The organism is Paraburkholderia sp. GAS206C (assembly GCF_050435645.1).
GTDB lineage: Bacteria > Pseudomonadota > Gammaproteobacteria > Burkholderiales > Burkholderiaceae > Paraburkholderia > Paraburkholderia phenazinium_B.
Map to the genome: position 1 here is coordinate 67,439 of NZ_JBNDKR010000011.1, position 21,860 is coordinate 89,298.

Below are 21,860 nucleotides of genomic sequence, written 5' to 3' on the forward strand. Positions count from 1 at the left end.
TTTCTTTAAGAGGGACGCGTTTCATGAATCAGAATCGGATCGGCTTTATCGGCCTTGGCAACATGGGCGGCCGGATGACGAGACGGCTCGTCGATGCAGGTATCGCTGTACTCGGCTTCGATACCGTGAAGGACCGTACTGCGGCAACTGGCGCAGAGCCTGCCGGTACGCTGCGCGATGTCGTGGCATTCGCGGATGTCGTGATGATGTCCCTGCCGGACAGCAAAATCGTGGAGGCGGTGGTCGAAGGGGAGGATGGTGTGCTCGCGCATTGCCGCTCGGGGCAGGTCGTGGTCGATCTGAGCACGGCCGCGGCCAGTTCCACCATCCGCCTGGCAAAACGTTTCGCAGAACGTGGCGTTCACTATGTCGACGCCGGCATCTCGGGCGGAGCAGCGGCCGCTGAAAAGGGCACGCTGACATTGATGGTGGGCGGCGACGCTGGCGCGGTCGACAAGCTGAAATGGGCATTCAAGCCGATCAGCGCAAAGGTCGCATACATGGGCGCGAGCGGAACAGGCCACACGACCAAGCTGCTGAATAACTTTCTGAATGCGGTGAGCCTTGCTGCGAGCGCTGAAGTGATGGTGGCCGGGAAAAAGGCCGGCCTCGATTTGCATCTGCTGCTCGATGTGCTGAACAGCAGTAGCGGCGTGAACTTTGCGACGTTGAACCGCTTTCCGAAGATCGTCGACGGCGATTATCTGGAAGGCGGTCTCACCGGCAAGCTGATGACCAAAGACGTGGTGCTCTATGTGGACCGGGCGCGCGAACTGGGCGTAACGTCGCTGAATGCCGCAGGGCCGCTGGCGAGCTTCGGCCTTGGTACGGCACTGGGCTATGGCGATGTGATCAGCAATCGGGTCGTCGATGCGATCGGCGATGTGTCGGGCGGCGTGCGGTTGCATGACGCTGGCAAGGACAACTGAGAAAAGGAGAAGCAGGCATGAAGGTATTTCACGGCAGGACGGACGGCGCGAAATCGGAGCTTCGGGGCGAGACGTTTTCGGGCGAGGTGTGGGCCGATCCGGTGATGCCGGCGACTGATGGCGTTACGATCAACACGGTGCTGTTTGCCCCGCGAGGCAGAACTTACTGGCATACGCACGAGTACGGTCAGGTATTGACGGTCACGGCTGGCAAGGGCTGGATATGCAAGGATGGAGAAGCTCCCCAACCGATTCGCCAGGGCGACATCGTCTTCATTGGACCGAACGAGCGGCATTGGCATGGCGCGAGCGACAGCAGCTATATGGTGCATATCGCGACATCGCTCGGCAAGGCGACGTGGCAGGAAGAAGTCGCAGAGAAGGACTATCCGGCCGGCGTGTGACGCTGATCGCGGCACCAACAGAATGGCGCGCACACGGCCCTCTCCGCTTTCGACAGGAACAACGCGATGAGTTCAAACGAGTCAGGCAAGCCGTCATCTCAAGAGCACGACGTCCAGCATATCAAGGACGAATTCATCCGCATGCATGGTGCGTGGTCTCCCGAGTGGGAGAGCATGTTGCGTCTCGACGCGGGTTTCGTGGCGGCTTATCTGCAGTTTTCTTGCGTGCCGCAGCGGAAAAACCATCTTGGCGACAAGGTCCGGGCATTCATCGCGCTCGCCGCCGATGCCTGTGCGACGCAACTGTACGCGCCGGGCGTCGCGCATCATCTGCAGCGCGCCTTGTCGTTCGGCGCGACGCGCGATGAATTGATGGAGGTGCTCGAACTGGTGTGCACGATCGGCATCCATACAAGCAATGTAGGCGTGCCGGTACTGCTTGAAGTGCTGGAGGAAGAGGGCCTGCGCACGGGCCCCGCACCGCTCGACGATCGAAGGCTCGCATTGAAGGCGGCTTTTGAAAAGAACCGCGGCTACTGGCATCCCACCTGGGAGGGGCTGCTTGAACTCGATCCCGATCTGTTTGAAGCTTACGTCGAGTTTTCATCGGTGCCATGGAAAACCGGCGTGCTGAGTCCGAAGGTCAAGGAACTGATCTACTGCGCGTTTGACGCTTCTTCCACGCATCTGTACGTCCCGGGACTGAAGCTTCACATGCGTAACGCGCTGCGCTACGGAGCAACGGCCGAGGAAATCATGGAACTGCTGGAGATTGTCAGCACGACGGGCATTCACGGTGCGGAACTCGGTGCGCCGTTGCTTGAGGCGGCATTACAAAAAACTAAAGAAACTGCACCGCCATCCTGACAAAGCGCCTTCGGTAGGCATCGGTGTAAATCTCTAGATTTTTTTATGGCGAGTTGTGATCCGAATTTTTTTCGCTCATTGTGCATTGTGCACAACGGATTTCGGGCTTGCCAATGAACACACCGAACACGCCGGATTCGACGACATCGTCCGAGTCCGTAAAGGCGGTTTCTTCTCCCAATGTCCGGCCGGATCCCCGCCTTACGGTTGCAGGTCTTAACCATGGATTCGAAACCGACGACGGCGTGCGAACCGCGCTCTTCTCCGGGCTGAATTTCAGCGTCGGAGCGGGGGAGATCGTCTCGATCGTCGGTCGCAGCGGCGCGGGCAAGAGCACGCTGTTCAATCTGGTTTCGGGACTGCTTAGTCCGCAGAGCGGGCGTATCGAAGTCGGCCGCCGCGCGGACGGCGGTGCGGGCCGCATCGCCTATATGCTGCAAAAAGATCTGCTGATGCCGTGGCGCACGGTCCTGCAAAACGCGCTGCTGGGCATCGAGCTTTACAGAAAGGTGACGCCTCACGACATCGCCCGCGCCCGTGAGATGCTCGCGCGCTATGGGCTGACCTCGGTGGTCGACGCCTACCCACAGGCGTTATCGGGCGGCATGCGGCAGCGGGTTGCGCTGACCCGCACACTGCTGGTCGACCCCACCCTCGTGCTGCTCGACGAACCGTTCTCGGCCCTCGACTATGAAACGCGCCTGGCACTCGAGGACGACGTCATGGCGCTGCGTCAAAGCAGCGGAACCAGCGTGGTGCTCGTCACGCACGACATCGAAGAGGCGATTGCGATGAGCGACCGGGTGATTCTGCTCGGCGGCCGGCCTGCGCGCATCGAAGACTCCGTCGACGTCAAACTGTCTACGCAGGGGCCGCGCACGGCGGTATCGGCTCGCGAGGCGCCGGAGTTTCGCACCTTGCATAAGCGCATCTGGGGCGGTCTGCGCAGCAATACGATTCATCATGCAGGAGCGTCGACATGAGTGATGCAGTTATGTCAGCACAAACAGCAGGACGGCGTATGCGTGTGCGGCGTCTGAAAGGCCTGGGAGCGACCAGTGGCGTTGTGACGCTGATCATGGTGGCGCTCGTTGTGCTGTGGCAGGTGGCCGCTGGGCGCGGGTGGATCAACGGCCAGTTGTTCGGCTCGCCACTCGGCATCTATAAAGCCGCGGCAGTGGGGCTCGCGCAGGGCAGTCTCATTACGGACACGTTGACGACGCTGTATGAGACCGTGCTGGGACTCGTGATCGGCAGCGGTCTGGGGATCGGGCTCGGCTTGCTGCTCTGGTTCGTGCCGCGCGTAGCGGGTGTCACGGAAGGCTTTGCAGTGATTCTCAACAGTATTCCCAAGATTGCGCTCGGCCCGCTGATTGTCATCTGGTTCGGTTCGGACATGACCTCGAAAGTCTGGCTGGCCGGTATCTCCACTTTCGCCGTAGCGATGATTTCCTCCTGCGCCGCCGCGCGCGAGGTCGACCAGGATCTGTTGAACCTGTTTCGCTCTTTCAAGGCGAAGCCCGGGATGATCTTTCGCAAACTGATCGTGCCGGGCGCGCTACCGTGGATCTTCTCGACGCTGCGCGTGAATATCGGCTTCGCGTTGATCGGCGCTGTCGTAGGCGAATACATCGCGTCGCAAGCAGGTCTTGGTCATGCCGTGTTCGTGGCAGGCTCGCTCTTCGACCTCAATACAGTCTGGCTCGGCATCATCATCCTGACGTTGATGGCGACGCTGCTCTCCTGGATCGTTCAACTCGCGGAAAACCGCATCATTTCATGGAAAACGAAGCGATGAAGCAGTCTCTTGTCTCGCAGCGAAAACCGTCGTCGTTCAGCGTTCTGACGCTTAACCGGTTCATGCTTGGCGCCGCGACCGGTGCGGTGTTTGCGATGGCGGCGAGTCAGCCCGCAGTAGCCGCGCCGGAAAAAGTTGTGGTCTACCAGGCATTTCAATCGATTCAGTATCTGCCGCTCTATGTCGCGATAGACAAGGGCCTGTTCGCGCAGAACGGTCTCGACGTGCAGAAGGTCACGGCCGGCAGCGGCGCGCAAGGCGTTGCCGCGGTGATCGGCGGGCACGCCGACTTCTCGCTACAGGATCCGATGACCGCGGTGCTGGCTAACCTCAAAGGCGCAACGCTCGTCAACGTGGCGAATGTCGTGGCGGGCGTGCCGGTGTGGATCCTGACGCCGCCCGACTCGGCGTTGAAGAATCCAGCGGACCTCGCGGGCAAAACGGTGTCGACGGCATTACCGCCGTCGACCAGCACGTATCTGCTGCAGCGCCTGATCAAGGAAGAGAAAGTTGCTGGCGTCAATCTGAATACGGTGCAGATCGGCACTGAACTGGCGCCCGTCTCGGCAGGACGCGCCGAGGCCGCTGCAATCTATGAGCCGCAAGTGGATCAGGGAATCGCGTCGGGCTACAAGATTCTTTATGCGTTTCCCAAGGCTTACCCTGGCGGTTACGCTTTCTCGACGATGGACACACTTGCGGCCACGATCAAGTCGAAGCCGGCGATGGTGGCGGCCTTTGTGAAATCGGTCGCGCAGGCGGAAGCGTTGATCCAGCAATCGCCCGATACGGCCAAGGCTGTCGCCGTGGCGGAATTTCCGACGCTCGACAAGAAGATCGTGGAGACTGCAGTGGACCGTCTGATCAGCCAGAAAATCTATGCGGCGAACCCCGACATCTCGCAGCAGGCGTTCCGCAATGCGCTGGACCTGCAGGAATACATCGGCAATATCAAACCGGGCAGTGTCACGTACGACAGCGCGGTAGACGATTCCTTTGCCAAGGCCAGTGCGAAATGAGTGAGCAGAGTGGCGCATTTATCGCCGAACTGATTGCCAGTCGCGGTGATCCGCAGCTTTGTCGCGCGCGGCTCGAAGCCGCGCAGCTACGTGCTCAAGAGTGCGAACCATGGCTGAAGGCCTTCGTCTACCGGCCCGATAGCTACGAGACCGTGAACGCAGTGGCTAAACCGCTGGCTGGTTTGCCGATCGGCGTGAAGGATCTGATGGCGACGCACGACATGCCGACGACCTACGGCTCGCCTATCTATCAAGGTTTTCAGCCTGCCGAGGACGCGTGGATCGTCGAACGGATTCGCCACTTCGGCGGCATTGTGTTCGGCAAGACCGTCACCACCGAATTTGCCTGGCGCGAGCCGGGTCCGACGGTCAATCCGTGGAACCGGCTTCATACGCCAGGCGGTTCGTCGAGTGGTTCGGCTGCCGCGGTCGGTGCAGGCATCGTACCGCTTGCGGTCGGCACGCAGACTGTCGGCTCGGTGATCCGGCCTGCAGCGTTTTGCGGTGTGGTCGGCTATAAGCCGAGTCACGGCAATGTATCGAAGGCGGGCGTGCATCCGTTGGCGCCGTCTTTGGACCACGTGGGATTTTTTGCCCGGACTGTAGAAGGCGCTGCACTTTGTCACGCGCTGTTCGTCGACGCGAAACCCGAGGTGCTCGAAAGTCTCGATGCCTGGCATACCTACTTTACGGCGCAACCGCCGCGTAAGCTTGGTGTTGTCCGTACGCCGTTCTGGGACCGCGTGACACCGGAACAGAAGGCCAGTTTCGATGCCACGCTCGCGCGCCTGCAGGCTGCGGGCGCGACATTGATCGAACTCGATCCGTTCGACGCAATGCCGTCGATGCTCGATGCCTTGCAGACCATTCTCCAGGTTGAAGCAGCTCGCGCGATCGGACCGTTAGCAGCGGACCATCCGGACCTGATCAGTACGCATATGCTTGCGCTGACGAGCGCAGGCGCAGCGGTGTCACCAGAAAAGTACGAAACCGCGTTGGCGCTTCAGGCGAAGCTACGCAGCGAATTTGCTGGTTTCATCGACGGCTGCGACGCGCTGGTGACGGTACCAGCAACGGGTGGAGCGCCCGAAGGCCTGGCCGATACGGGCGACGCGACGTTCTGCGCGCCGTGGAGTTTTCTCGGTGTTCCAGCGGTGACGGTGCCTGCGGGGCAAACTTCGGACGGCATGCCGCTAGGTTTTCAGGTGCTGGGCAGACAGGGTGACGATCTGCCGACCCTGCAAGCCGCGGCGTGGATCGAAACTGTTTTGGGGTAGGGCATTGACCAGATTCTATCGGACAGCTCAACAATATGTATTGAGTACGCTTAGAGCGGAAATCCTGCAAGGGCTGTATCCGGCTAACACGCATCTGCGTCAGGAGGAGGTGGCGAAGCGTCTTGGCGTCAGCACGACGCCGGTTCGTGAGGCGTTTCGCGACTTACGCGCAGAAGGTCTTGTTTCGATTGACGCGAACAAGGGCGTCGTCACCCGAGGGCTAACGCTCGCGGATGTGACCGGCATCTATGAACTGCGCATGATGCTCGAACCAATGCTGGCGCAGCGCGCCTGCGTGCAGATTACGGCAACCGATCTGGAAGCGGCGCAAGGCACGCACGACGCGATGGAGGCGACCACATCGCCGGAACAGTGGTCGCTGCTGAACGAAGACTTCCACTCGCATCTGGTGAAGAGCCAGGCGGACACGCGCCTCTTCGACATGTGCGAATCGCTTTCGCTCGCGGCGCGTCCTTATGTGAGTCTTTCGATGCATGTGAATGAAGACATCATGGCATCGAACAATCGCGAGCATGCAGGACTTCTCGCGGCCTACGAGGCGGGCGATGTCGACGCCGTATATGCGCAAACCCGTAGCCACCTGGAAAATACCCGTGATGCCGTGGTCGAGTACGTGAACCAGTGGCTCGACACGGAGAGCCGGCTTCAGAGAAAATCGGGCTGATCGTCCCTCAATCATCAGCCGGGAAAGCCCGCATATGGATTCCGTTGCATTGAACACGTTGTCGGCGGTAGACGCCAGGCGTCTGATCGCCAGCCGCCAGCTTTCGCCCGTCGAACTGCTGGACGCCTGTATCGCGCAGATGCAAGCCGTCAATCCCAGCGTCAATGCGGTCGCGGCGACGCGTTTCGCACAGGCGCGCAGCGAAGCACGCACTGCCGAGCAGGCGGTCATGCGTGGTGAAAAACTGGGTTTGCTGCATGGGCTGCCGCTAGGTGTAAAGGACCTGGAAGAAACTGGCGGTCTGCTGACGACTTACGGCTCGCCGATATTTCGCAGCAACGTGCCCGCTCACGACAACGCGATGGTCGCGCGTTTGCGCGCAGCGGGCGCAATTCTGACCGCGAAGACCAACACGCCGGAAATGGGCGCGGGCGCCAATACACGCAACGCGGTATGGGGCGCCACCGGTAACCCCTTCGATCCCGCGCTGAACGCCGGCGGCTCGTCCGGTGGCTCTGCTGTCGCGTTGGCGACGGACATGCTGCCCTTGTGCACGGGGTCCGATACCGGCGGCTCGCTGCGTATTCCCGCTGCGTATTGTGGTGTCGCGGGATTTCGCCCGTCTCCGGGACTGGTGCCTGGCGACACCCGCCTGCTCGGCTGGTCGCCACTGACCGTGTCGGGCCCGATGGGGCGCACCGTGGCCGATATGCGTCTGCAGATGGCGGCGACGGTGGGCCTGCACGGTGGCGAACCGCTCGGCGTCGAGTGCGATTTCCGGACCATTCTGCGGGCACGCGACGTCGATCTGAACGCGTTGCGGATCGGGTACACCGAAGACTTTGGAGTCTGCGAGGTATCTCAAGCTACGCGGCAGACGTTTCGCGCGAAGATGGCGGCGCTGTCGGGCTACGTCGGTGTCTGCGAACCGGTGAGTTTTGAGCTGGGCGAGGTCAACCGCTGTTTCGATGTGATTCGCGCGCAGAATTTCATCGCGGGCTTCAAGGAGATCTACGAGCGTGACCCCAATCTGCTGGGAGCGAATACGCGTACCAACTACGAGATGGGGCTCGCCATGTCGCTCGGTGATGCCGTCTGGGCGCATGCAGAGCAGACCCGCATATTTCGGCGCTTCCAGGCCGCGTTCGACACGTACGATCTGATCGTTTCGCCGACCTGTCCCGTCTCGCCGTTCCCCTGGCAACAGGTCGCGCTCACGGAGATGGATGGACGCCCGCTCGAAAATTACTACCGCTGGCTGGGACTGACCTACGTGGTGAGTTTGCTGACGCATCCCGCGCTCTCGTTGCCGGCCGGAACGGACCATGCCGGCATGCCGTTTGGGCTGCAACTGGTGGGACCGTTCCGCGGCGATCGTCGCGTGCTGGATATTGCTCAGTCGCTGGAAAGCGCATTCAGCTTCGACGATGCGTTGCGGCGGCCGATGCCCGACTTCGTCAAACTGGCGGCGAGCCGGGTGGCGCTGAAATCGATTGTTACGGACGCGCCTGATGAAGGGCTCGCGCAGGGTGGGTCGACAGCCGGCCAGGCGAGGCATTGAATCTGCACTCGCTTGTCATCGACTTCGCTATGACGCGAACAACGCCTTGCGAATGATGGCATGCACGCCCCAGTTGCCGTCGACCACTTGCGTCACACCGAAGTCGACCGCAACCGAGATCAGCGAGATGGCTTCGTCTTCGCTGAGCCCCTTGGTGGTCATCAGAAAGCGACGCGTTTTGATAAACGCGTCGCGCATCGCGAGGTCGAGTGTCGATTTTTCGTACACCTTGCTTTGTGCGTGAGTGCCAAACTCGGCCAGATAATTCGCGTGGCTAAAGCCGTGCAGCACCCATTCGTCCGCGGTTTCGACGAGCGGATAGGTCAGGTCCAGATACGGTTGGCCGGCCAGGGTGGCCTTCTTGTGCAGCACGAGCTGAAAGTCGCCGGTCAGCGAGCATTCGATCGCGGTGCCACACAGTTCCGAATCGCCCTGCGATGCGTGGGGGTCTCCCACCGAGAGCAGGGCACCAGCCACCCCGACTGGCAGATACACACTCGCGCCTTGCGCGATGCGCCAATTATCGAGGTTGCCGCCGAAGGCCGACGGCGGAATCGAATCGATCAAGCCGTTCTGCTGCGGCGCGACTGCGATCAGCCCAAAATGCGGGCGCACGGGTATCTTGACGCCCTTCAGGATGCCGTAGTTTTCCTCGACCGTCGAATGGTCGACGGGAACGCCTGGATAGTCGATGGTCGGATGCACGACACCGAACGGATCGCGTTGCGGCGTCCAGCGGTAGTTGTAGACCGCGCGCGCATACGATGCACCGTGCTCAGGTAGCTCGGCATCGAGTTCGTAGATCGTGACGACCTCGCGCGGTTTCGGTTCAGTGAGCAACTCGCGGTAGTGGAATCCCCACCACGCGGCGGCATTGCTACCGAAGGCACGCCCGCTGAACTGCGGATTGGCACAACGCCTTGGATGCACGGCGAGAATCCTGACTTCGAGTACATCGCCGGGCTCTGCCCCGCGTATGGCGATCGGGCCTGTGCAAATATGCACGCCGAAGCCTTCTCCCGCACCGCGTCCATAGATCGACGCATCGATCGGTCCGGCGCCGCGCCGGTTCACGTTCTTGCGCTCGGCAGTCCAGTGAAACACGCTTTCGGCACCGGGGTCGCCCGCTACCATGCGCGCCCAATCGTCGGAGGCGTGCTGCGTCAGCGTCTCGATTGTCACGGTATCGCCACTCTCCACTTCGAGCACAGGCTTCAGGTCGTGGGAGAAGTAGCCCCAGTGAACGGTGTTAGCGGTCGCGCGCAGCAGATGATGCCGTGGCTTGCCCGGCGCGCGGCCGATTCCTTTCCCTTGGCCGGTATGCGTCTTTACCGGCGGATTTGCAACGAGCGTATCCGTATCGTTGGCCGCTGCATGATCGGCATGTGCTGCCTTCGTTCTTGCGGCCTGTGCACCGGCTTGCGCGTGAATCAGCAACGCCTCGGCGTTGAACGGCAGGCCGCGTGAAATGCGCTGGACCAGATGCCGCGCAAGTTCAAGGCTGGCTTCGTGGCGGAAGGCGCGCGGCGTGGTGTGATATTGCTCGCGGAACGCGCGGCTAAAATGGGCGGGGTCGTTAAAGCCCCAGCGGAAACAGATGTCGGAGATCGACATCTTTTCGTACAGTGGGTCGATCAGTTCGGCACGGCAGCGTTCGAGGCGGCGCGAGCGCAGATACGTCGAGAAGCTTTGGCCGACCGTTTCGAACAGCTTCTGCAGATAGCGTGGCGAGACACGCTCCTCTTTCGCGATCGGCGCCAGGCTCAGGTCCGGATCGGCGAGGCGTGCATCGATGCTGCGGCATACGCGCGAGAAAATCGCAGCCTGGGTCGAAGTTAGGCCACCGATGTTTTCCTCGCGTTGATGCACTGCGAGACTGGCGATCAGGAACTCGGCGAGCGCCAGTTCGAGCGGGCGTAACTCGCTCACCGACAAGGTATCGAGGTTTTCCACAATCGACATGAGAAACGCCGAGAACACATGACCGATACCGGCGTCGGCCGCGATTCGCCCGGCGCGCATCGACGACGGCGCGAGCAATCGCGCACTGATCGTCGCGCGCGGCACCCGTACGACAAAGGCGCGGAAATCGGCTTCGAAAGCGAGCGATGCGTGTTCGCGCGAAGGCAGGTAAACCAGGTCGTTCGGCGCGACGGGTTCGCGCCTGCCATCGGCAATGAGCATGGCGTCGCCGTCGACATTCAGCACGATCAGCAGGCTATCAGCCGCGGACGTATTCAGTTCCAGGGTCTGTGCCACCGAGGCGAGCAGACTCAGATCGAAGCCGCCAATCGATGTCTGCGTTTTGATCGTCCCGTGCAACGCCCGGCCGGTGGCGAGCGCACCGGTTTGCAGGCCCATGCGGTCGAGCGCCTCGCGCCAGGCGCGAGGCCGTTCGACTTCCGGATAGGACTCGGTGGTGAAACGCTGCAGATCCAACGTGGACTCCAGGGCGGTGGCTGACGACGCACCTGCGTCGCGCGGCGCCCGGTACCCTTGCGCCTGGATCAGACGGGTTGGGCGCGTCATGTCGTGCACCTGAAAGCAACCTTCGCGCCATTGAGCGTCACGGTGCTGCGGCGCGTCTGCACGACGCGCAGCGAGCCAGGGTCCACCTTCGTCGTGCGCGCGTGTGCGCCAGCCTCGCGCATATGCACCGCGCTGGCGCATCTGATTTCCCTGACGCGACCTGTTGCGTCGATCGGCACCTCGAACGCTGGAGCGTGTCTCACACGAACACGTTCTTGCGGATCGAGCCGTGTACGCCCCAGTTGCCGTCCACGACCTGAGTGACGCCGAAGTCGGCGGCAACCGACATCAGCGCGATGGCCTCGTCCTCGCTGAGCCGGTGCACCGTCATCAGAAAGCGGCGCAGCTTGCGGAACGCGTCGCGCATCGCCCTGTCGAGGCTGGCGTGCTGGGCCACCTCGAGCTGTGCGTTCGCGCCGAGTTCGGCCAGGTAGTTGGGAAACGTGAACCCGTACACGGACCATTGATCGTCCGTTTCGAGCATCGGGTGGGTGAGACCCTCCAGACTCGTGCCGTCCAGGTCGCTCTTCTTGTGCAGTACGAGCTCGAAGTCGCCCGTCAGCGATGTTTCGATGGCCGTGCCACCGAGTTCGCTGTCGCCTTGTGCCGCATGCGGATCGCCGACCGAGAAGAATGCACCCTCGACGGCGACCGGGTAGTACATCCGCGCTCCCTTGCCGACCCGCCAGTCGTCGATATTGCCGCCGCTGTAGCTGGGTGGAATCGAACTGACGTAGTCGGATTCGGCTGGTGCGAGTCCCATCGTGCCGAAGTGTAGCCGGGCCGGCACCTTCACATTCGGCATGATGTTCTCGCGCTTTTTGACTAACGCATGATCGACCTGCACGCCGGGATAATCGATGCTCGCGTGCACGATGCCGTCCGGATCGGTCTGCGGCGTCCACACGTAGTTATAGACGGCGCGTGCAAACGGCTCGCCGGAGGTATCGAGCTCAAAGATCGTGACCACCTCGCGCGGCTTCGGCTCCTCGATCAGATCGTGATATTGAAAGCCCCACGAAGCCGCGACATTGGAACCGAAACAGCGGCCCCGATAGCATGCATGACAGCTCGGTCGTGGCCGCACGTCGAGGATCCGCACTTCGAGAACATCGCCGGGTTCAGCGCCTTCGACAGCGATGGGCCCGGTCAGCAGATGCACGCCGACGCCTTCGCCGGCGCCTAGCGTGAAAGGGCCTTCGGTTGCGCCGGCACCGCGTCGCGAGACCGCCTTGTGCTCGCGGGTCCAGTGAAAGACGCTCTCGGCGCCGGGGTCGCCATCGATCATCCGCTCGTGGTCGTCGTTGGCATGGTGCGTGAGTGTCTCGATCGTGACGCGGTCACCGGAGCGCACGGTCAATGCGGGTGCGACGGCTTTGCTGAAATAGCCCCAATGAACGGTCTCTGGCGACACAGGGAGGGTGTGGTGCTTCATATTGGGTTGAACCTCGCTGGGAGCACCGCGCGCGAAGCCGGGCGGTGGGCAATCGTGTGGATGATCGCAGCCGATGCGAAGACGCATGCATTGAGCGCGGTCTGGAAGAGCGCATTGACGGCGACGATCACGATGGGACTGCAAGCCGGCTGTCGGCGCCCATTACGTTCAGAAAACGCATGGTCAGCGGATGGCGCGGATGCGTGAGGATTTCGTGCGCGGGACCTTCTTCAACCACCGCGCCGCCGCTCATGAACACGACGCGATCGGCCACCTCGTCGGCGAAACGCAACTGGTGCGTCGAGATAATCATCGTCAGACCGCCTTCGATGGCGAGCCGCTGGATCACTTCAAGCACCTCGCCGACGAGCTCGGGGTCGAGCGCCGAGGTCGGTTCGTCGAGCAGCAGCACGCGCGGTCGCGGTGCGAGCGCGCGGGCAATCGCGACGCGCTGCTGCTGACCGCCGGAAAGATGACGGGGCAACGCATCGGCGCGCTGCGAGAGACCGACGCTTTCGAGCAGTTCGCGCGCACGGCGCTCGGCGTCGGCGGGCGCCATGCCGTGTACCCAGCGCAGCGGTCCCGCAATGTTCTCGCAGGCCGTCAGGTGACTGAACAGGTTGAAATGCTGGAACACCATGCCGACGCCGGCGCTTGCCCGCTCGTTGGCGATCTCATGCGGGGTCATCGGGCGGCCATCGACACGAAAGCCGAGCCGTTGCCCATCAATGCGGATTTCACCACTGTTCCATTGTTCGAGATGGTTGATACAGCGCAGCAGCGTGCTTTTGCCGGACCCGCTCGGCCCGAGCAGCGCGACGACCTCGCCGGCGCGCACCGTCAGGTCGAATCCTTCCAGCACGGTCTGGTCGCCGTAGCGTTTGCAGAGGTCGCTGACCTGAACCGCCGCGCGTTGTCTGGTCAGTTCTGCGTAGCGTTTCGAGCGGTCCGGCTGTGGGTCGGGCTTGCGGAGCGTGGCGAGCGGCGGCTGTTCGAGCGATGCATCGGGCGCTGACGGCATACTCGCGCGAGACGTGCTCACCGCGACACTCATGCGGCGCCACGGCAGCAAGCGTGCGAAGCGTTCAGACGCTGGGCGGTCAAGGTCGAGCGCGGCCTCGGCGATCAACTGGATCGCGGCAATCGCACCGGTCAGCAACAGGTACATCAATCCGGAGGCGAAGAAGATCGAGAAAAAGTCGAACGTCGACGAGGCGAGTTGGGTGCTGCGCAGTGTCAGCTCGTCGACGGCGATCACCGATGCAAGCGATGAGTTCTTCAACGCGCTCACCGACTCATTGCCAAGCGCCGGCACGATCATGCGGATTGCCTGCGGTGCGATGACGCGATGCAGCAGCACGGTGGGCGTCATGCCGAGCGCCTGTCCGGCGAGCAGTTGTCCCCGTTCGACGCCCAGCACACCGGCCCGCAGGATCTCGGCGATGAACGGCCCTTCGTTGGCCGCCAGCGCGAGTCCTGCTGCGCCGATCGCGCTTAGCTTCAGCCCGATATGCGGCAGTGCATCGTACGCGAACACCAGTTGCAAGATCAGCGGTGTGCCGCGAAAGATCACCGTATAACCGCGCGCGAAAAGAGCGAGCGGCCCGACTCTGCTCAGTTGCATGCTGGCGAGCACCAGCCCCACGACGAGCCCTCCGGCGAGCCCAAGGAGTGTGACTGCGATCGTGAAGCCGATGCCCTTGAGCAGATACGGCAGCGCGAGATAGTGCAGGAACAGGTCCATCAGTTCGAGACGATCAGCTTGGGTGTTTCGAGATTTTCAGCGCCGAGCGACCACTTCTTCAACAGGTCGGTCTGGATGCCGGCCTTCTGGATCGCGACCAGTGCCGCCATCACGGCTGCGCGGAACTCCGGTTTGTCCTTCGGTACACCGATACCAACCGAATACGGCAGTGTCACCGCGGTCGCCTTTTCCAGTTGATCCGGGTACGCCTTCACCGCCTGATCTACCGTGTTCACGTCGTTGACGTACGTATCGGCGCGGCCCGAAAGGATCGCCTGAATGCAGTTCGCGTTGTTGTCGTACAGTTGCACCGCAGCTTCCTGCTTGCTGGCTGCCTTGCAAGCCGGCGCGAGGTTCTGGATCAGCGGTACTTCGACGTAGCCGGTGTTTTCCGCGGCGGCCGTGCCGCACAGCGACGGATTGATACCGGTAATCTTCTTCGGATTGCCCTTGGCGACGAGCACACCGTCAAACACCTTCGAGTAGGTAATGAAGTCCGCAGCCTTGGCACGCTCCTCCGTTGCGTAAATATCTGAAATCACGATATCGGCCTGACCGCTTTGCAGGGTCGTCAACAGCGCGGCGAACGTAACCGGCTTGTATGTCATCGTGAAGCCGAGACAATTGCCGATGGTTTCGCCCAGGTCGATATCGAAGCCGACGTATTTACTCGGATCGTTCGGGTCTAGTGCTTCATAGCCGGGCGTGTGCGGGTTGATCGCATTGACGAAGGTTTTGCCCTTGAATTGCGGATATTTCGCCTGCAGCGCCTTGCATTCGCCAGGCACGGCCGCGCTGGCTGCCCTGGCGTGGCCCGTTATCAGCAGCGCCAGCAGGCAGATGGCGCCGAGGAGCAGTTCATGCCAGCGGCGACCCGTGCCGCCGGCACGTCGCAAGCCATGCCTATGATCGACAAGATTGGTATGCATCCCGAGACTCCCTGAGCGGCAGATGTCAAAGGCGTACCCCATGCACGCCTTGTTGCATCGCACTAGTGCAAGCGTAGGTGGAGGAAATTTCGCGGACTTGTCCGGGGACGCACAAATGCTTGCACGGGGGTGAAGCGAGGCTGCCTGGGTTTCGTTTTCGGGTTCTCTGGGGCGGGGATGGGTGCAATCCGGTCGGGCAGGGGACGAGTGCGCGCCGCCGGACGGCGCGGCGGCGGTTCTTTAGCACTGGGCTTCTTACGATTTCACGGCGATGACATCCACTTCGACGACCCATTCCGGCCGCGCAAGCGCCACCACCGTCAAGCCGGTCGATACCGCATGCACGCCCTTGAGCCAGCGGCCGATCACGCGGTAGACCGCCTCGCGATACCTTACGTCGGTGAGATAGATCGTTACCTTGCAAATGTCTGCCAGCTTGCTGCCGGCTTCTTCGAGCAGCATCTTGACGTTGGCCATCGCCTGCTCGGCCTGCGCGGCCGCGTCGCCGATGCCCACCGATTCATGCGTGTCGAGATTCTGGCCAATCTGGCCACGCAGGAAAATCATGTTGCCGGCGACGACAGCTTGTGCGAGGTCGTTGTCGAGAGATTGCTCCGGATAAGTGTCCCGGGTATTGAACGGACGAATACGGGTATGTTCCATCATGCTGTGCGTCTCCAATTGATTACCACTGTCAGCTGAGGCGATCGAAGTAGCCCGCGCGGATCGCGCTGCCGATCAGATTCAGGATCAACCGCCCGGCCGTCATGCACGAGATCTGGTTGATGTCTTTGGCCGGCTGGATTTCGACGATGTCCATGCCGACCACGCGACCCTTGCGCACGAGGCCATGAATCAGCTTGCGGGCCTGCAAGAAAGTTACGCCGCCGGGTGCGGGACCGGCTACAGCCGGCATCACGGAGGGATCGAGGCCGTCGGCGTCAATCGTCAGGTAGTAGTTGCCGCCATCGGGAATGCGTGCGAGCACCGCATCCATGCCGATGTCGTGCAGTTCGTACGCGGTTATCAGTTCGGACCCGTACGCCTTTGCCGCGCGAAGTTCTTCCGGGCGTCCGCTACCCTGTGCGCGCAGACCGATCTGCACGATCTTCGCCACGTGGGTCATTTCCGAGGCTCGCCGGATAGGGCTCGACAACCCTTCGCGCACGCCGTTGACCTCGTCGCGCCAGTCGAGATGAGCGTCGACGTGAACTAGCGTGATGGGCCCCAGCGAATCGAACGCGCGCAGCACCGGTGTCGTGATGCCGTGGTCGCCGCCCATCACAATGGGTAGCGCGCCTGCGGCGAGAATCTTGCGGACGGCCGCTTCGACGCGCTGATAGTGACTGCCGGGGGCGGCGAGGTCCGCGATCACGTCGCCGCAATCGACGAAGCGAATGTCATCGCGCTCCTGGAGCAGCGGGCCGTCGATATCGAAGTCGTAATGACCGGGCGAACGCACGACGCGATCAGTCGCCTGGCGGATCGCTGTTGGCGCGTTGGTCTGGTCGTTGGTGAAATCGGCGGCCGAATACGCAGCGCCGTAGGGCATGCCGAGCACGGCAATGTCTGCTTCCAGGTGGTCGAGGTCCAGCGCGAGGTCAGCGTAGAGCAGGGTTTTATGGCCGGTTTTCGGTGCGACGGTGAGTGGCTTTTCCATCATCTGTATTCCTTATCAAACTGAATTAAAAAAGGGGCGTAAAGCATTGCCTCTCAGGCCCGCCGGTAACGGGTTGCGTAGCGCTCCGACCACTGGCCGGCAAGGTCCAGCAGCACACTGCACACCCAGTAGATCAGCGCGGTCGTGCCGAGCACCTCGACGTAGGCGAAGGTATCGGCGGTGAGCAGGTTGCTCTGGTACGTGAGCTCGGAGAGGCTCATCACCGAGAAAATCGAAGAGTCCTTGAACATCATGATGGTGAGGCTGGTCGTCGCCGGGGCAAGATAGCCGAAGATCTGCGGCAGGACTACGTGGCACTGCACGTCCCATTCCGACAGGCCGAGCGAGCGCGCCGCCTGCAACTGTCCGCGCGGCAGGCTGCCGAATGCGGCGCGCAGGATCTCGCAGAAATAGCCACCGGTATAAAACGCCGTCGCCGCCACGCCGATCGCAAACGCCGGCATCGAGATGCCGAGCTTCGGCAGGCCAAAAAAGCTGAGGTAGACAAGAATCAGAAACGGCACATTGCGCACAATCTCGACATAGGTCAACGCGGCCGAACGCGCGAGACGTGCTGGGGATCCATACAGATACGCGGCCAACGTGCCCGCCGCAATGCCCAGCGGAATGCCGAGCCCGCAGACCTGCGCGGTGACTTTCAGGCCCTTCAGCAGCGGGCCGACCGATTGCTCGACGATGGACGGGTCAATGGACATTGGGCAATACCTTCGCCACCCGGCGCTCGAGCCCGCGCGATGCCGACGACGCCACGAACAGGATTCCAAAATAGACGACTGCTGTGGCGGAAAAGACCTGCAGCGGCAAGTTCGTCTGCAGCGTGGCGTCGCGCGCCACGGTCGCGAGATCATGGACCGCGATGATCGACATCAGTGACGACGCCTTCAGCAGCATGGTGAATTCGTTGGTGAGCGGCGGGATGGAGCGATAGAACAACTGGGGAAACACGATGTAGCGCCAGGCCTGCGTGGAGCGCATGCCGAGCGCGCGCGCGGCGGGCAACTGGCCGCCACTGAGGGAATTGAACGCGCCGCGCAGGATTTCCGACACGTATGCGCCGGTATTCATGGCAAGCGCAAGAACGCCGGCTTCTAGCGGCGACAGCGGCAGATTCAGCACCGCGGGCAGCACGTAGTACGCCACCATCATCTGGATCAGCGCGGGCGTGCCGCGAATCGCGCTGACGTAGCCGACTACCAGCCACGCCAGCGCACGGCCGCCGAGCAGACGCGCAACCAGCAGGATCGAACCGAACACAATGCCGATCGCAAATGCGAGTGCACTCGCCGCGATCGTGATCAGCGCGCCACCCAGCACGTCGTGAAGGAAGGGCTCAAGCGCGGTGATCTGTGCGCTGACAAAGGACGGCATTGAGCGTCCCGCGTCAGACCGCGCCTTCAGGCAGGTAACCGCTGGTCGGCAGATTCATCGTGTAGCCGAACCATTTTTTTTGCAGGCCGGCGAGCTGGCCGTTCCTGGTTAGCTCGTCGAGCGAGCTGTTGATGAACGCGCGGATTTCCTTGTCGTCTGGATGGGCGACCCACGCCAGCACTTTCGGATCTCCGATTTTACCTATCACGCGATACTGCCCCGGCTCGCGCTTCATCAGCACCGCGACGATGTTCGACGGCATGATGCTCACGTCCACGGTCTTGTTGGATAGCGCGACCATGACGTCGGGATAGGCCTGAAACAGCTTGAGATCCGAGTAGCCGGCGCCCTTGGCTTTCAGTTGCGTATCGAAGGCTTGCGCGACAGGCTGCGACGACGATCCCATCTGCGTGCCCACCACGTGGCCCGCAACATCTTCGGGCCTGGTGATGCCAGCGTCGCTGGCGCGCGCCACCAGCACGGTATCGACGACGCCCACGGGTTCGGAAAACGCAAAGCGTTTCGCCCGCTCCGGGTTGATGCCGACGCTCGTCGCGACGAAGTCGAACTTGTGTGCCATCAAGCCCGGCAGCAGGCCCTGAAACGGCAGATTGACCTGGTTGAGCGGCACGCCGAGCTTGCCGGCCATGTATCCCAGGATGTCGTGGCCGTAGCCCACCACCTGGCCGTTCTCGACGAATTCAAACGGCTCGTAAGCGGCTTCGGTGCCGACCGTCAGCTTGCCGCGCTTGCGGATGTCGGCTAACGAACCGCCTTCGGCGAACGCGAAGGAAGGCGCCGCCAACGCAAGCGAAACACCGCCTGCCAGCGTAATGAATTTGCGTCGATTGAGCGTGGTCATGGATTTTCCGGCAAGGGGTTAAGCGATTGCTGAGCAGCCAATGTAGGCAGTCAAAATAGTTTTGAATAACTATTTTTGTGCTGATATGGTTCCGAAAACCAAGACCTTTCGACGACGTTGCCGCGATGAAAAAGATGCCTCTCGATGAGCGCGACCTTCGTTCGCTGCGGGTCTTCTGCGCAGCCGCGCAAGCAAGTGGTTTCGCTGCCGCCGAACGCACGTTGCTGATGTCTAAAGCATCGATCAGCCGGCATATCAACGAGGTCGAAGCGCGCCTCGGGCTGAAGCTCTGCGAACGGGGACCCGGAGGTTTCCAACTGACCGAAGGCGGCCAGGTGGCGTTGCGCGTCTCGCTGCAGGCGCTCGAAGCACTCGAGCGGATCAAGCCGGAAGTCGATGCGGTACGTGGCCTGTTGTCCGGGCCGCTGGTGCTTGGCATGTCCGAGCACGTGATGACGCACAAGGACTGCAAGGTCGCGGATGCGCTCGGCGAGTTGAACCGCATCGCACCGCTGGTCACGCCGACGCTGAAGGTGATGACGTTCGGCGATCTTGGCACGGCGCTCGCCGAGCGACGCGTGCAGATCGCGATTCGAGGTGTCTATAAACGTGCGCGGGCCTTCCGTCACTATCCGTTGTTCACCGAAACGCATCGCGTCTACTACCGGCCGGCGCAGGGCGCGGTTAGCGATGCACCCGGCGAGAAGGGCGAGTGGCCGCTCGTGTATCGCCCGCATCCGTTCGTCGAAGACGCGCTCGCGACTCACGCCTTCCGGCAAGGTCCGGAAGCCAGCGGACTCGAAGCAGTCGCAACGTTGGTGGCGACGGGGCGCTACGTCGGTCTTCTGCCCGAACACTATGCGGCGCAACTGTCGCCGCGTTATGAGTTCGCGGTGCTGCCGCAATCGCCGTCCTACGACATACCGTTTTGCGCGATCGTCGAGGAATCAAGACCCCTGACTCGCAGCGCTGAGTCATTCCTGGACCTGCTGCTTGCGGCGCACCGCTGACGACGCTGCCGCGCGCGCGTCCCGTTTGCCTCCCGCTCGTCCGATAAACAGAATAGATGCGAGATGAGGCCACTTGCGATAACCGCGCGACACCCGCTATGGCAGAATCGCCAGAAGAACGTATATGCCCACCGCGACGTGCTTCCAGGTTGCATCCCATGCATCTGGCCGGCGATCGGAGGCAATGCCACTGCGGTTTGGGGGAGATCCATGTCAGCCAGTCAACAGACGCCACGCGTTGCCGCGGGCCCGTCGCATTCATCATCCTCGCCTCTCCCGCTTGGCTCCGCATTGCGCCGCTGGAATCTGCGCGTGCAATGGGCGATTGTCGCGCTTAGCGCGATTGGCGCGGTCGCCGCGGCCCGCTGGTACGGCTACTATGGCGCCGCGTTTGGCCTTGCGCAGTTCCTGGTGATTTTCGGCTGGTTCGGGGCAGGCCTGTTCCGCGCCATCTCAATCTTGCGGGCCCAACTCGAGGCGCTGTGCGAAGGCGATCTGGTGCGGGACGTATCCTTGCCCGGACGCGACGAACTGGCGGCGCTCGGCGAACAGGGGCGTCTGCTGGCCCACCAGTTTTCGCAGATCGTGGCTCGCATTCGCAGCGAAGCGGAACTGATCGCGATGGGCGGCGCCGAGGCGACCGAACACGCCACCTCGCTGTCGCAGCGCACCGAATCGCAGGCTGCGAGCCTTCAGCAAACCCGTGCCTCGCTCGAGACCTTGCTGGAAGCCGTGCGCTATAACACCAATCAGACACAGCAAGCCGATGAGCGCTCCGCCCGTGCACATGCCGATGCGGTTGCGGGGCAGGAGGCGGTGCGCGCTTCAGTCGAAAGCATCGAGCGCATCGAGCAGCGCTCGCACGAGATGGGCGAGATGCTCAGCGTGATCGACGGCATCGCTTTCCAGACCAATATCCTTGCGCTCAACGCCGCAGTGGAAGCGGCCCGCGCTGGCGATTCCGGCCGCGGTTTCGCCGTGGTCGCCTCCGAAGTGCGGGCCCTGGCGCAGCGTAGCGCGCAGGCCGCCGCGGAAGTCAAAAAACTGATCCAGCATTCTCGCGACGAGGTGACGGACGGCGTGCAAGCCATTGAAGGCAGCCGCAATCTGCTGACGCGTGCAGTCGATGCGGTCAGCCAGGTAGCCGCGTTGCTGCGCGACGTCGCACGCTCGAGCAGCGAGCAGACCATCGGCTTGCAGGAGATCGCCCAGGCAGTCGAGGTGCTGGACGACATCACCCAGCGCAATGGCCAGATGGTCGGCGGGTCGGTGGAAACGGCAAGTCAGTTGCAGGCCCGTGCCGACCGGCTCAGCGACGGCGTCAAATATATCCGGCTACGCCAGGGCTGTGCCGACGAGGCACGCGCCATGGCGCAGCGTGCGGCGCAACTGGTGGACAGCGAGGGGCCCGAAGTTGCCGTGCGTCGTTTTCACGACCCGCAGGGCGGCTTTCGCGACCGCGACCTCTATATCGTGGTGGCGGATCGCGACGACTATTTCCGTGCCTTCGGCTCCGACCCGGGCAAGGCCGGCAAGCTGCGAAAAGATGCGTTGCCCGGCGACGACCAGAGCGCGATCCGCGAGGCCAGTTGGCGCGCGGTCGAGCAGGGCGGCGGCTGGATCGAATTCAACGGGCGGCATCCTGTAACGAAGCAACCAGTGGAGAAGATCGGTTACATCGCGCCCGCGCTCGGCGGCCGTTGGGCCGTGCAGTGCAGCGTGAACCGCGGTGACGGGTTGAAGCCTTCCAGGAAGGCCTGAC

At 62.3% G+C, this 21,860-nt stretch carries 19 protein-coding genes and 1 pseudogene; 11 read left to right on the forward strand and 9 right to left on the reverse strand.

Annotated features, from left to right (window positions below; translation table 11 throughout):
• Positions 1 to 23: 23 nt before the first annotated feature.
• The 9 genes from P3T20_RS28755 (at position 24) to P3T20_RS28795 (ending at position 8,540) form a co-directional block, all read left to right on the forward strand.
• Positions 24 to 929 carry an NAD(P)-dependent oxidoreductase gene (locus P3T20_RS28755; RefSeq protein WP_429288558.1) on the forward strand — a complete coding sequence of 302 codons (906 nt, stop codon included), beginning with the start codon at positions 24 to 26 and terminating at the stop codon, positions 927 to 929.
• Positions 930 to 946: 17 nt separating this feature from the next.
• Entirely contained in the window at positions 947 to 1,333 is a 387-nt protein-coding gene (locus P3T20_RS28760; protein ID WP_074267991.1) for a cupin domain-containing protein, read from the forward strand.
• A gap of 66 nt (positions 1,334 to 1,399) precedes the next feature.
• Positions 1,400 to 2,200 (forward strand): carboxymuconolactone decarboxylase family protein, encoded by an 801-nt coding sequence (locus P3T20_RS28765; protein WP_074267992.1) that lies wholly within the window; start codon positions 1,400 to 1,402, stop codon positions 2,198 to 2,200.
• Between the two features lie 113 nt (positions 2,201 to 2,313).
• Positions 2,314 to 3,183: an ABC transporter ATP-binding protein gene (locus tag P3T20_RS28770; RefSeq protein WP_083611678.1), complete on the forward strand. Its 870-nt coding sequence runs from the start codon at positions 2,314 to 2,316 to the stop codon at positions 3,181 to 3,183.
• Entirely contained in the window at positions 3,180 to 3,998 is an 819-nt protein-coding gene (locus tag P3T20_RS28775; protein WP_074267993.1) for an ABC transporter permease, read from the forward strand. The genes P3T20_RS28770 and P3T20_RS28775 overlap by 4 nt, the downstream gene beginning before the upstream one ends.
• On the forward strand, positions 3,995 to 5,017 hold the full coding sequence (locus tag P3T20_RS28780) for an ABC transporter substrate-binding protein (protein WP_367946973.1): 1,023 nt from the start codon (positions 3,995 to 3,997) through the stop codon (positions 5,015 to 5,017). The genes P3T20_RS28775 and P3T20_RS28780 overlap by 4 nt, the downstream gene beginning before the upstream one ends.
• Positions 5,014 to 6,294: an amidase gene (locus tag P3T20_RS28785; RefSeq protein WP_074267994.1), complete on the forward strand. Its 1,281-nt coding sequence runs from the start codon at positions 5,014 to 5,016 to the stop codon at positions 6,292 to 6,294. The genes P3T20_RS28780 and P3T20_RS28785 overlap by 4 nt, the downstream gene beginning before the upstream one ends.
• Positions 6,295 to 6,334: 40 nt before the next feature.
• Complete coding sequence (locus P3T20_RS28790; protein ID WP_254369000.1) at positions 6,335 to 6,979, forward strand: GntR family transcriptional regulator; 645 nt, start codon at positions 6,335 to 6,337, stop codon at positions 6,977 to 6,979.
• A 34-nt stretch (positions 6,980 to 7,013) separates the two neighbouring features.
• On the forward strand, positions 7,014 to 8,540 hold the full coding sequence (locus tag P3T20_RS28795; RefSeq protein WP_074267996.1) for an amidase: 1,527 nt from the start codon (positions 7,014 to 7,016) through the stop codon (positions 8,538 to 8,540).
• Positions 8,541 to 8,567: 27 nt separating this feature from the next.
• Here P3T20_RS28795 and P3T20_RS28800 read toward each other — a convergent pair whose 3' ends face one another.
• The 9 genes and pseudogenes from P3T20_RS28800 to P3T20_RS28840 all read right to left on the reverse strand — a co-directional run bounded on the left by P3T20_RS28800 (position 8,568) and on the right by P3T20_RS28840 (position 19,088).
• Positions 8,568 to 10,979, reverse strand: a complete 2,412-nt coding sequence (locus P3T20_RS28800) for an acetamidase/formamidase family protein (protein ID WP_074269371.1) — start codon at positions 10,977 to 10,979, stop codon at positions 8,568 to 8,570.
• 289 nt (positions 10,980 to 11,268) lie between these two features.
• A pseudogene (locus P3T20_RS28805) lies at positions 11,269 to 12,501 on the reverse strand (acetamidase/formamidase family protein); the annotation flags it as partial.
• 130 nt (positions 12,502 to 12,631) lie between these two features.
• The gene (locus tag P3T20_RS28810; protein WP_074267997.1) at positions 12,632 to 14,248 is read right to left on the reverse strand and encodes an amino acid ABC transporter permease/ATP-binding protein; all 1,617 of its coding nucleotides are present in this window, start codon (positions 14,246 to 14,248) and stop codon (positions 12,632 to 12,634) included.
• Positions 14,248 to 15,177 carry an ABC transporter substrate-binding protein gene (locus P3T20_RS28815; RefSeq protein ID WP_083611679.1) on the reverse strand — a complete coding sequence of 310 codons (930 nt, stop codon included), beginning with the start codon at positions 15,175 to 15,177 and terminating at the stop codon, positions 14,248 to 14,250. The genes P3T20_RS28810 and P3T20_RS28815 overlap by 1 nt, the downstream gene beginning before the upstream one ends.
• A 255-nt stretch (positions 15,178 to 15,432) precedes the next feature.
• Positions 15,433 to 15,840, reverse strand: a complete 408-nt coding sequence (locus P3T20_RS28820; protein WP_217272857.1) for a RidA family protein — start codon at positions 15,838 to 15,840, stop codon at positions 15,433 to 15,435.
• A 31-nt stretch (positions 15,841 to 15,871) separates the two neighbouring features.
• Positions 15,872 to 16,837, reverse strand: a complete 966-nt coding sequence (locus P3T20_RS28825) for an agmatinase (RefSeq protein WP_074269374.1) — start codon at positions 16,835 to 16,837, stop codon at positions 15,872 to 15,874.
• A 53-nt stretch (positions 16,838 to 16,890) separates the two neighbouring features.
• On the reverse strand, positions 16,891 to 17,553 hold the full coding sequence (locus tag P3T20_RS28830) for an amino acid ABC transporter permease (RefSeq protein WP_074267999.1): 663 nt from the start codon (positions 17,551 to 17,553) through the stop codon (positions 16,891 to 16,893).
• Entirely contained in the window at positions 17,543 to 18,226 is a 684-nt protein-coding gene (locus tag P3T20_RS28835) for an amino acid ABC transporter permease (protein ID WP_074268000.1), read from the reverse strand. Before P3T20_RS28835 ends, P3T20_RS28830 begins: the two co-directional genes overlap by 11 nt.
• A 13-nt stretch (positions 18,227 to 18,239) precedes the next feature.
• Positions 18,240 to 19,088, reverse strand: a complete 849-nt coding sequence (locus P3T20_RS28840; RefSeq protein WP_074268001.1) for a transporter substrate-binding domain-containing protein — start codon at positions 19,086 to 19,088, stop codon at positions 18,240 to 18,242.
• Positions 19,089 to 19,213: 125 nt separating this feature from the next.
• On the opposite strand from P3T20_RS28840, the gene P3T20_RS28845 reads away from it, so the two are divergent.
• Both P3T20_RS28845 and P3T20_RS28850 read left to right on the forward strand, forming a co-directional pair.
• Positions 19,214 to 20,098: a LysR family transcriptional regulator gene (locus P3T20_RS28845; protein WP_074268002.1), complete on the forward strand. Its 885-nt coding sequence runs from the start codon at positions 19,214 to 19,216 to the stop codon at positions 20,096 to 20,098.
• Between the two features lie 210 nt (positions 20,099 to 20,308).
• The gene (locus tag P3T20_RS28850) at positions 20,309 to 21,859 is read left to right on the forward strand and encodes a methyl-accepting chemotaxis protein (protein ID WP_074268003.1); all 1,551 of its coding nucleotides are present in this window, start codon (positions 20,309 to 20,311) and stop codon (positions 21,857 to 21,859) included.
• Position 21,860: the final 1 nt, after the last annotated feature.

Excerpts from the sequence above, each read along its gene's own strand:
- P3T20_RS28825 (WP_074269374.1), bottom strand. The coding sequence starts at position 16,837 with ATGGAAAAGCCACTCACCGTCGCACCGAAAACCGGCCATAAAACCCTG.
- P3T20_RS28850 (WP_074268003.1), top strand. The coding sequence starts at position 20,309 with ATGTCAGCCAGTCAACAGACGCCACGCGTTGCCGCGGGCCCGTCGCAT.
- P3T20_RS28775 (WP_074267993.1), top strand. The coding sequence starts at position 3,180 with ATGAGTGATGCAGTTATGTCAGCACAAACAGCAGGACGGCGTATGCGT.
- P3T20_RS28845 (WP_074268002.1), top strand. The coding sequence starts at position 19,214 with ATGAAAAAGATGCCTCTCGATGAGCGCGACCTTCGTTCGCTGCGGGTC.
- P3T20_RS28835 (WP_074268000.1), bottom strand. The coding sequence starts at position 18,226 with ATGCCGTCCTTTGTCAGCGCACAGATCACCGCGCTTGAGCCCTTCCTT.
- P3T20_RS28780 (WP_367946973.1), top strand. The coding sequence starts at position 3,995 with ATGAAGCAGTCTCTTGTCTCGCAGCGAAAACCGTCGTCGTTCAGCGTT.
- P3T20_RS28770 (WP_083611678.1), top strand. The coding sequence starts at position 2,314 with ATGAACACACCGAACACGCCGGATTCGACGACATCGTCCGAGTCCGTA.
- P3T20_RS28830 (WP_074267999.1), bottom strand. The coding sequence starts at position 17,553 with ATGTCCATTGACCCGTCCATCGTCGAGCAATCGGTCGGCCCGCTGCTG.
- P3T20_RS28815 (WP_083611679.1), bottom strand. The coding sequence starts at position 15,177 with ATGCATACCAATCTTGTCGATCATAGGCATGGCTTGCGACGTGCCGGC.
- P3T20_RS28785 (WP_074267994.1), top strand. The coding sequence starts at position 5,014 with ATGAGTGAGCAGAGTGGCGCATTTATCGCCGAACTGATTGCCAGTCGC.
- P3T20_RS28760 (WP_074267991.1), top strand. The coding sequence starts at position 947 with ATGAAGGTATTTCACGGCAGGACGGACGGCGCGAAATCGGAGCTTCGG.
- P3T20_RS28765 (WP_074267992.1), top strand. The coding sequence starts at position 1,400 with ATGAGTTCAAACGAGTCAGGCAAGCCGTCATCTCAAGAGCACGACGTC.
- P3T20_RS28755 (WP_429288558.1), top strand. The coding sequence starts at position 24 with ATGAATCAGAATCGGATCGGCTTTATCGGCCTTGGCAACATGGGCGGC.
- P3T20_RS28795 (WP_074267996.1), top strand. The coding sequence starts at position 7,014 with ATGGATTCCGTTGCATTGAACACGTTGTCGGCGGTAGACGCCAGGCGT.
- P3T20_RS28820 (WP_217272857.1), bottom strand. The coding sequence starts at position 15,840 with ATGGAACATACCCGTATTCGTCCGTTCAATACCCGGGACACTTATCCG.
- P3T20_RS28810 (WP_074267997.1), bottom strand. The coding sequence starts at position 14,248 with ATGGACCTGTTCCTGCACTATCTCGCGCTGCCGTATCTGCTCAAGGGC.
- P3T20_RS28840 (WP_074268001.1), bottom strand. The coding sequence starts at position 19,088 with ATGACCACGCTCAATCGACGCAAATTCATTACGCTGGCAGGCGGTGTT.